The following is a 9,530-nucleotide window of genomic DNA, read 5'->3' as shown; positions in this document are numbered from 1 at the left end:
ACTCGAAACAGGCGGCGATGCACTCGGCCAGCTTCTGCCGGTCGATGTTCCCCAGGTCCTTCGGGTAGGTCTCCAGCATCGAGGTCACATGCGTCATGGTGTGCTCCTTCATCCGTTCTGCGACGAAGCGGACCGGTCGGAGCCGGCCCGCCATGACATCGACAGTAGACTGCTGATCGCAGGGAAAGAAGTGATCACCCCGCACTTTCGGGAGGCGGTGCAGGCTGGAGGGAGCCACGCTGCAACACGGTCAGCGTGGAGCATGGTCGATGTCGGTACCACGCGGGAGTCATCTCCATGGCTCTGGGCCGCGGACCCTGGGCCGCAACCCGGCAGGCACGGATGTCGGGGAGGCGGGAGCCGGCTACGTCGTCGACGTTCCCGGGACTCCTGGCGTCCGCCACCTGTCCAGCATCGCGTCGAACGCCCGCTCGTGGGCGCGGAGCAACCCCACGCCGCCGGCCGGGGCGGCAGGTCCCTGGCCCGGTACAGCGTCCCTCCGCATCCCACCTCGCCATCGGATCGTGCATCTGTTGCAGGAAATCCCGCTGACCAGCGCCGCGGCAGTACCCCGGTGGGCGGTCCGATGTCCGGCGCAGCCGTCCGCGGGGCGGACCGGTGGACGTGCTCCTCCTCGGTCACATGCCGGCTCGTCGGCCCGTGCCGGCAGGACTCACCCCGGCCCGACCGTGGGATGGCGCGCGCGGCATGAGCTGGCGCACCACCCTGAGGCGTGCACGATCACGGGCAGCAGCAGCTTTTCGGCACCCGAGGAGGATTTCCCGAGGGCGGGCGGGGGGTCGGGGCGTCAGCGGTCGAGCGTCCGCCGCGGGGGAACCCCGTAGGCCGTGCGGTAGGCGGCGGCGAAGCGGCCCGGGTGGGTGAAGCCCCACCGGGCAGCGATGGCTCCGACCGTGTCCCCGGTGGTGGGGTCCCCTGCCACCAGGTCAGCGTGGGCGCCGGCCAGGCGCACCCGGCGCAGGTACTGGCCGGGGGTCAGCCCCAGGGGGTGGTGGGTGCGGAAGGCCCGCACCAGGGCGGTCGTCGTGGTCTCCGCGGCCCGGGCGGCGTCCTCGACGGTGACGGGGAGCTGGGCGTTGTCGTCGAGGAAGGCCACGGCGATCCGGTAGCGGCGGGCCTGGGCGGCCATCGACAGTGACCGGGTTTCACGGTCCTCGATCAGCGGGAAGCACTCGAGCATGCCCACCGCCAGGCGGCGGGTGAGATCCGCGCGCACCAGCGGCTCGTCGAGGAGCGCAGGCACCGCGGTGTCGGCGGCCCACCGGGCCAGCCCGGACCAGTAGCGCCCGAGGGCCGGGCTGGCCGGGCGGGCGGAGGCGAAGGCCACCCGGGTGCGCTCGAGACCGTAGACCGTGTCCGCGGTCTCCTGCAGCACGTCGGCGGTGAGGTAGATGTTGGTGCTGGCCAGGGGCGCGGCCACCACCAGGGTGGGGTGTCCGGGGCGGAACAGCACCGGCTCCGCCAGCGCGGACCCCTGCTCATCGGAGGTCGACCAGTCGTAGCGGGACCCGCGCACCTGGAGCGCCGCGAAGACCTCGGTGTCGCCCCAGGTGGAGAACGGTACGTCCACCGACGCGCGGGACACGGTCAGGTGCTCGTCCCCGGCCCTGGTCTCCCGGAAGGAGCAGCCTGATCCGGCCGGATCGAAGGAGATCCGCGCCCCGACCTGGGCGAACAGCTGTGTCACGGCCTCCGGATCGGACACCGTGAGCTCCTGGTGGAACGGTCCCCTCATCCGTGCCCTTCCCTGGCGGCCTGGCCAGGATGTGGCCGGCCTCCCGGTGTGCAGCGGTTGCGCTCGCGCTGCCGACAACGACCATCGGCGACCGGCCCGGAGACCGTGCCGGACCCGCCCTGAAGCCGCACCCCAGCGTATTCTCGTACCGGTTCAGGCGGCTGTCAAAGGGGTGTCCAGAGCATGGCGGAGGGCTCCTCGGCGGGGCACCGGTTCCGGCGGGGGCACGACGTCACCGGGGGCGTGGGCCGTCCTCGTCCGGGACGGCGCTGGGGATGCCGTGGCGTGCTCAGGTGCGCAGCGTGGCCGAAGGCGCCCGCCCGTAGCGGTCACGGTAGGCAGCGGCGAACCGCCCGGCATGGGCGAAGCCCCAGCGGGCGGCGATCACCGCCACGCTCACCCCCGTCGCGGGGTCGGCGGCCACCAGCTCGGCGTGGGCGGCCTCCAGCCGCGCCGAGCGCAGATACCCCAGTGGCGTGGTCCCCCGCTCACGCTGGAACGCCGCCTGCAGCCCCCGGGGGCTCATCCGGGCGGCGGCGGCGATCTCGGCGAGACCGATCGGCTCGCCCAGGTGGGCATCGATGAACGCCACCGCCCGCCGCACGCTCCCTGAGCCGGGCCCCGGTTCCGGGGCCGGGGCCCGGAGCCGCTCGAGGAACGAGTTCGGGAAGGCGTGCAGCAGGGCCGTGACCAGAGACCGGGTCATCTCGGCTTGCAGCAACGGCTTGCTCATGACCTCGTCACCGGACTGCAGGGTCCGGCTCAGATGGGTGATACCGACCGACCAGTACCGTCCCAGGGCCGGGCTCACCGGGGTCGCCTCGGTGAACTCCAGGCGCAACGTCTCGCATCCCGACAGCATTCGGGCCTGGTCCTGGACCACCGCAGCGTCCAGGGACAGGGACAGTATGTCGAGGCCCTCCCACCGGCTGAGGTAGGGACCCCGGGGCAACAAGAACGGGCCCTGACACGCCAGCACCGCCCGGCCATCGGAAATGTTGACGTCCCCGCCCAGCACGTGCCCGACCCGCAGCACCCCGGGGTGCTCCCCGACCCCACCCGCCGGGGCTCCCTGCCAGCACACCCGTTCCAGGCTCACCGGCCCGACGCCGGCCGTGGACACGCGCATGGAGAAGTCCTCGTCCGACCCCCGGCGCGCCCCCTGGACGGCATAGACCTGCTCCAGCACAGCCAGGCCCTCGGCACGGTCGCCGGTGGCAAACACCGACCGGCGAACCTTCTGCTCCATGTCCCAGACGCTACGCCCCACCATCGGTTCCGTCGATGCCCTGCCCAGGGCCGGCACGAGGGAACAGAGCAGCGCAGAGCACTAGGGTGGCCCTGTGCGCACAGTGGAGCAGATCAGTCACCTCCCCGCGCCGGCCGCTGAGGTCTGGGACCGGATCGTCACCGCCGAGGGCATCAACGACGAGCTGCGCCCGTGGCTGACCATGTCGTTGCCGCCCCACCTGAGCACGCACTCCCTGGACCACACGCCTGTCGGGGTGCCACTGGGACGGGCCTGGCTGCGGGCCTTCGGGGTGGTGCCCTTCGAGTGGGACGACCTCATGCTGGTCGAGCGGGAGCCCGGGCGCCGCTTTCACGAGCTGTCCTCGATGATCACCGCACGCCGGTGGGAGCACGAACGCACTCTCACACCCCTCGGGGCGCAGACCACCCGCATCCATGACCGGGTGGTCTTCGAAGCACGCCTGGGCGGCCGGGGTCTGGAAGCAGTGATGCACCTGCTGGTCGGCGCGATCTTCACGCACCGCCACCACCGGCTGCAGCAACATTTCGGCGCCATCCGCTCCTGACCGGCAGCGCCCTCCCGGGACGAAGCCATCACCGCCGGGGCGCGGGCAGCGGCACAGGATCCGGCCGCGCACACCTCGGCCGAAGGGCCCGGACCGCCTGCGGGTCACCGGTGACCTCCGGCATCGGCGACTACACGGAGGCGTCACCTGGGCGGATGAGGTCCTCCGTGGTGGTGATGGCAGTGAACACGGCATCGGCGAGGTCGCGTTCGTGCCCGGCACACCCGGTGGGACCCAGCCGCATCAGCCCGACCACGGCCCGGCGCGCCGCCGCCAGCAGCTGCGGATCCGACAGCAACCGCCCGCCCAGCTCCCCGGCAGGGCCCTCGGCGTGCTGAGCAGGCACCGGGGCGCCCTCCACATCCAGATAGCACCGCCGTGGGGAGTACGCCCGGTCCACCACCGGCGCCGGGGCCAGCGCCAGGCACACCAGCGGTTCGCATCCATCCCCGTCCGGGTCCTCCACCACGGTGGCCACCGCCACCCCGTGGGCCCGAAGCCGCACCAGCTGCTGCGGTTCCCCCGCCGGAACACCGACGTCGACGACAGTCTCCACAGCCCAGAAACTGCCCTCGGTCGCCACCGGATCCGGCAGCGCCAGGGCCACGTAGTGGGCCAGGAACCCCACCAGGGCCTCGTAGCCGCCGGCGCTCACCAACCGGCGCAGCCGCGGGCTCAGCATCCTCCCCGAAACCCCCGTGCACCCGATGGGCCGGCGCCTCCCGTCCAGGAAGGCGCGTTGCGCTACCGGGGCCACCACCGCATCCAGCGGGCTGGGGGTGGCGGGGAAATCCGCGGGGGTGAGGCCGAGAAGGTCGTTCATGAGTTCCTCCGAGAACGGGCCCGACGCAGGGGGGAGGTGCGCCCGGATCGGGCGCAGACAGGCCGTGAGGTGATCCTCCCCCACCCACCCGCACGAGCAGAAGACTCCCGCGGTCCCGAGTTCCTGAGCACCTCCTCGGCCTCGGCCGACAGCCCAGGCGTCACCACATCATCCTGACCATGGGACGGACCGCTCCGGCTGCACGACGCCTCATCGCCGGCCCGCCTCGTGATCCTGGGGCTGCCAGGCCCGGTAGTGGGAGCCGCCGAACAGAGGAGTGCGTTGTCAGCGACGACGAAGCTGCTCGGACCCCTGTGCCGCTTCGGCCACCGCGCCTCCGACGCCACTGACATCCCGTGGGACCAGCGCCTGGTCCGCGTTCTCGCCAGTGGGCGCGCTCAGGGGCCGGCCTCACGAAGGTCGCTCCTTCCCACCATTCACCGACCCGGAACACCTCCACACGCAGGCGTGACCATTCCCCCGTCCGCCACCGCGCGACGATCCGTCCTCGTCGTGACGGCTGAAGATCCCCATGGGGGTCTCCACCCGCCGCCCGGTGGCCGGCACTTCGCCGGTGGGCATGGGCATCGGCCCGTTGTGGGTGCCCACCACCAGCACCCGAATTGCCGTCACCGCACCGTCGACGAGGTACTCCTGCAACTGCAGGTGCGCGTCCGGCATCCCGGCCAGCACCCGCTCGGCATCCCGCTGGACCGCGGCCCGCCCGCGCAGCAGTTCCGGGGCGGCCGCGTCCTCCACCACCGTGTCCTCGCTGCAGCAGGACGCGAACGCCGCCGCGTCGTGGGCGTTGAAAGCGGCGATCGTCTGCTCGGTCCGCTCCCGCAGATCCGCTCCTCCGGCGGCCGCAGGGCCCGGTGCGGACGTCTCTGTGGTGCTCATCGTGTCCTCCTCCATCCCCTCGCCGGACCCCGCCTCGGTGCGGAGCCCTGCTCCGACGGTCGGCACGACACCGCTCAGGCCCAAGAGGCGCCAGCCCGATCGTCGCCGCACCGTGACTCACGACCACTTCATGTCGCCCGGACACCGCCGAACCTTCCCCGGGCCATCACCGGAACAGCGCACCCGGTGTTGCTGGGCCACGCCCGCATCCGGCACGTGGCGTCCGGCGCCGGTTCCTCCCCGTGCGCACCGGGCCAGGACCGGCCACAGTAATGCTGCAGCGACTGTCGTCGAAGAAGACGTCATGGCCGATCGCGCAGCGAGCACAGGGAGCACCGGGACCGAGGAACAACCATCCGTCCGAGGCGCGCGCCGGGTCCGTCGGCGCCGGCGTCGACGAGGTCAAGGACCAGGTCGCCGAGATCGTCGACTTCCTGCTCGATCCGGACCGGTACCGGCGCCTGGGCGCTCGGATGCCCAAGGGCGTGCTGTTGGAGGGCCCGCCCGGCACGGGCAAGACCCTCCTCGTCCGGGCCACCGCCGGGGAGGCCGGCGTGCCGTTCTTCTCGGCCAGCGCCTCGGAGTTCATCGAGATGATCGTGGGCGTGGGTGCCTCACGGGTGCGCGAACTGTTCGGCGAGGCACGCAGGGTGGCCCCCGCCATCGTCTTCATCGACGAGATCGACACGATCGGCCGCGCCCGCTCCGGGGTCCGCTCGGCCGGCGGCAGCGACGAGCGCGAACAGACCCTCGGCCAGATCCTCACCGAGATGGACGGGTTCACCGGCACCGAGGGCGTCGTCGTCCTGGCGGCCACGGACCGCGCCGACGTCCTGGACCCGGCGCTGACCCGGGCCGGGCGTTTCGACCGCAAGGTCACCGTGGGAACCCCCGACCAGTACGGCCGGGAGCAGATCCTGGCCGTCCACACCCGGGAGGTGCCCCTGGCCTCCGAGGTGGACCTCGGCGACGTCGCGCGCACCACCCCCGGGATGACCGGGGCCGAGCCGGCCGACCTCGTCAACGAGGCGGCGCTGCCGGCCGCCCGGCGCGGCCGCGAGCAGGTGACACCCCGGGACTTCACCGACGCGTTGGAGAAGATCCAGCTCGGGGCCGAGCGATCCGTGGTCCTGCCCCGCGACGAGCCATTGCGCACCGCTTACCTCGAGGCCGGCCACGCCCTGCTCGGCATGCTCCAGCCCGGCGCGGACCCGGTGGGCAAGATCTCCATCGTCCCGCGCGGCCGCGCCCTCTGGGTGACCCTCTCCACGCCGGAGACGGACCGGTACGGCTACGACAGGGACTACCTCAAGGGCCGGATCATCGGGGCGCTGGGCGGCATGGCCGCCGAGGACGAGGTCTTCGGCGTCATCACCACCGGGGCGGAGTCCGGCCTGCAGACCGCCACCGGCATCGCCCGGCAGATGGTCGGCCGGTGGGGGATGTCGCCCCGGGTCGGCCCGGTGCAGGTCTATCCGCTCGAGGGCGACCCGCGGCAGTCCGGGGCCTCCGAGGCGCTGCTGGAGGCCGTCGACGAGGAGGTGCGCGCCCTCGTCACCGGCTGCTGCGCCGAGGCCCGCCGGGTGCTGGCCGAGCACCGCGGCCGTCTCGAGCCCATCGTGTCCGCGCTCGTGGAGCGCGAGAGCCTGGACGAGACCGAGGTCTACGCCGTCGCCGGGATCCGGCGACGCCCCGCCGCGCCCCAGCTCCTCGGCGCCGCCGCAGGCTCCCCGGCCCGGAGAAGATGCCGGTGACCGCCCACTCATGACCACGCCCTCTTTTCGGCCGCCGGCGACCAGCAGGTCCGGGACCGCCACTGACGCCTCGTGCAGCGCGGACCCGGACCTGCTCGGACGGCGCGACGGGCGGTTCCGGAACGGGTCTTTTTTCTTCCGCGGCCCGTGCTTATTCTGGATTCGTCCCGACAAGAGCACCTCCGGTCCCCGTCGCCGGGTCCACGGCCTCCTCGTGATGGGCCGCCCCGATGTCGCCGGGGCCGGGCCTGAGGAGAGGAGGCAAGTGATGGCTGGACTGATGCGCAGGGAAGCTTTCGACGTGCTGGAGCCTTTCCGCCGGCTGTTGGAAGGCGACCTGCAGTCCGACCTGCAGGTGTCCTGGCCCAAGGTCGAGGAGTTCCAGGACGGCGAGGCCATGGTGATCCGGGCCGAGCTGCCCGACATCGACCCGGAGCAGGACGTGGAGCTCACCGTCGTCAACGACACGCTGCGGCTGCGTGCCGAACGCCGCCAGAAGTCCGAGCACAAGGACAAGGCCACCTACCGTTCGGAGTTCCACTACGGCTCCTTCGTGCGCACCCTGCCGTTGCCGGCCGGGACCAAGGAGGAGGACATCACCGCAACCTACAAGGACGGGGTGCTGGAGGTCCGGGCCCCGGTGACAGCACCCGACCAGCTGCCCGGGAGCAAGAAGATCCCCGTCACCCGCGGCTGAGCACCGCCGCGATGCACCCGGAGGTCGGTGGCCCGAGCGCCTCGGGCCACCGACCTCTTCCTGTGCCCGGCGCGCTGCGGGCGCCACCACCACGTGCTTGCCTGGCGTGCAGCGCCTCGGCGGACGCCGGCATGCTGTGCATCGAGCGTCTCCGCTGATCCCCCAGCGTGGTCGCCCACCTGTCGCCGTTCTCCGGGGCGGTCACCGTGCCGCCGGCGAACGGAAGCGACGCACCGGCCCCGATCCGTCCACGACCAGTCCGTCCACGACCAGCACGGACACCGTCGGGCTGCAGGGCGGCCTCGGAGGAGCCGTGCGTGGAACGGGAGGTGGGGTCACCTCTGTGGTGCCGCGGCGCCCCGTGCCGCCGGCGCGGCACCGGGCAGCTCGGCGGCGCTACGGCAGGTCCCGCACCGCCTGCCCCATGCGGGTCACTGCCTCGGTGAGGTTCTCCTGCGAGGTGGCGAAGTTCAGCCGCACGTGACCGGCTCCGCCGGTGCCGAAGACGTGCCCGGAGCTCAGAGCGACGCGGGCGCGGTCGAGGAACATCCTCGCGGTGGCGGCCATGTCCGAGACCACGGCGATCCCCCCGGGGCGGTCGGCGGGTTCCAGGCCCAGCGCGCGGCAGTCCAGCCACGCCAGATAGGTGCCCTGCGGCGGGGTGTACCGGACGTCCGGCAGGTGCTGTGCCAGCAGATCACCGAGCAGTGCCCGGTTGGCGTCCAGGCCCTGCAGGAGCGCGTCCAGCCACTCCTCCCCTGCGGCGAAGGCGGCGGTGTGGGCGATGATCCCGAGGTGGCTGGGCCCGTGACCGACCTCCTCGGGCATGCGCTGCAGGTCGGCGGCGGCCTCCCGGCCGGCGATGGCCAGGGCGGCCTTGAGCCCAGCGAGGTTCCACCCCTTGGACGCGGACATCAACGCGAACGCGTCCTCGGCACCGGGCACACTCAGGTACGGGGTGAACCGGGCCCCGGGCAGCACCAGGGGCGCGTGGATCTCATCGGCGACCACCCGCACCCCGTGCCGGCGGGCCAGTTCGGCCACCGCGGCCAGTTCTCGACCGGTGTGGACGGTGCCGGTGGGATTGTGCGGATTGCTCAGCAGGTAGACGACCTTGCCCCCGCCCGCCCGGGCACGTCGGAACGTCGCCTCCAGGACCTCCGGATCGATCCGCAGATCCTCGCCCAGCGGTGCTTCCACCACACGGCGGGCGTCGTGGGAGACGAAGGCGTAGAAGGGGGCGTAGACCGGGGCGTTCACCACGACGGCGTCCCCCGGATCGGTCACCAGGCGCAGCAGCTCGACCACCCCCAGCATGACGTCCGGGACGAGCGCGGTACGTTCCACCGCGATCCCGTCCCACTGCCAGCGCCGCGCGGCGAAGGCGCCCAGCGCCTCGGCGTAGCCGGTGCCGGCCGGGTACCCGGTGTCGCCGAGGTCGATGGCCTCGTGCACGGCCCGGGCCACCGCCGGGGCCACCGGGACGTCCATCTCCGCCACCCACAGCGGCAGCACGTCCTCGGGGTGGGCGCGCCACTTCATGCTGGTGCGCCGACGCAGCTGGTCCAGCGACATCGCCTCCAAGGGGTTCGGTGAAGTATCCATGGGCCACGTTCCTTCCTGGCCGTCGAAACGATCGTCACCAGCCGACCATCATCTCGACCCCAGCACAAGCCGTCAGCTCTGCTCGTTCCGCGGCCCATCCTCCGGACCGGCGCTGCCGCCCGAGCTCGTCCAGGAACCCCGCACCGCGCTGCTCCCGTACGAGCACCCCGCTTCCCCG

General features: G+C 72.5%; 8 protein-coding genes and 1 pseudogene. 3 read left to right on the top strand and 6 right to left on the bottom strand.

Features of this window, described 5'->3' with window-relative positions; all coding sequences use genetic code 11:
- The 3 genes and pseudogenes from ABD220_RS17625 to ABD220_RS17615 form a co-directional block, all read right to left on the bottom strand.
- Positions 1 to 97, bottom strand: a pseudogene (locus tag ABD220_RS17625) (four-helix bundle copper-binding protein); the annotation flags it as partial.
- A 711-nt stretch (positions 98 to 808) separates the two neighbouring features.
- Positions 809 to 1,756: an AraC family transcriptional regulator gene (locus ABD220_RS17620; RefSeq protein ID WP_344124779.1), complete on the bottom strand. Its 948-nt coding sequence runs from the start codon at positions 1,754 to 1,756 to the stop codon at positions 809 to 811.
- A gap of 289 nt (positions 1,757 to 2,045) precedes the next feature.
- Positions 2,046 to 2,981: a helix-turn-helix transcriptional regulator gene (locus ABD220_RS17615; RefSeq protein ID WP_344124778.1), complete on the bottom strand. Its 936-nt coding sequence runs from the start codon at positions 2,979 to 2,981 to the stop codon at positions 2,046 to 2,048.
- A gap of 118 nt (positions 2,982 to 3,099) precedes the next feature.
- On the opposite strand from ABD220_RS17615, the gene ABD220_RS17610 reads away from it, so the two are divergent.
- Entirely contained in the window at positions 3,100 to 3,573 is a 474-nt protein-coding gene (locus tag ABD220_RS17610; RefSeq protein WP_344124777.1) for a hypothetical protein, read from the top strand.
- Between the two features lie 130 nt (positions 3,574 to 3,703).
- Here the strand turns inward: ABD220_RS17610 and ABD220_RS17605 are convergent, their stop codons facing one another.
- Together ABD220_RS17605 and ABD220_RS17600 are read right to left on the bottom strand one after the other, a co-directional pair.
- Positions 3,704 to 4,396 (bottom strand): hypothetical protein, encoded by a 693-nt coding sequence (locus ABD220_RS17605; protein ID WP_344124776.1) that lies wholly within the window; start codon positions 4,394 to 4,396, stop codon positions 3,704 to 3,706.
- 411 nt (positions 4,397 to 4,807) lie between these two features.
- Positions 4,808 to 5,296: a nuclear transport factor 2 family protein gene (locus ABD220_RS17600; protein WP_344124775.1), complete on the bottom strand. Its 489-nt coding sequence runs from the start codon at positions 5,294 to 5,296 to the stop codon at positions 4,808 to 4,810.
- 272 nt (positions 5,297 to 5,568) lie between these two features.
- On the opposite strand from ABD220_RS17600, the gene ABD220_RS17595 reads away from it, so the two are divergent.
- Positions 5,569 to 7,050 carry an ATP-dependent metallopeptidase FtsH/Yme1/Tma family protein gene (locus tag ABD220_RS17595; protein WP_344124774.1) on the top strand — a complete coding sequence of 494 codons (1,482 nt, stop codon included), beginning with the start codon at positions 5,569 to 5,571 and terminating at the stop codon, positions 7,048 to 7,050.
- A gap of 268 nt (positions 7,051 to 7,318) precedes the next feature.
- Positions 7,319 to 7,747: an Hsp20/alpha crystallin family protein gene (locus ABD220_RS17590; protein WP_344124773.1), complete on the top strand. Its 429-nt coding sequence runs from the start codon at positions 7,319 to 7,321 to the stop codon at positions 7,745 to 7,747.
- Between the two features lie 396 nt (positions 7,748 to 8,143).
- On the opposite strand, the gene ABD220_RS17585 is transcribed toward ABD220_RS17590, so the two are convergent.
- The gene (locus tag ABD220_RS17585) at positions 8,144 to 9,352 is read right to left on the bottom strand and encodes a MalY/PatB family protein (RefSeq protein WP_344124772.1); all 1,209 of its coding nucleotides are present in this window, start codon (positions 9,350 to 9,352) and stop codon (positions 8,144 to 8,146) included.
- Between the last annotated feature and the right edge of the window lie 178 nt (positions 9,353 to 9,530).

The organism is Kocuria aegyptia, assembly GCF_039530085.1.
Classification (GTDB): Bacteria; Actinomycetota; Actinomycetes; order Actinomycetales; family Micrococcaceae; genus Kocuria; species Kocuria aegyptia.
Note: the sequence above shows the minus strand (reverse complement) of the source record. Positions and strands in the feature narration are given on the sequence as shown.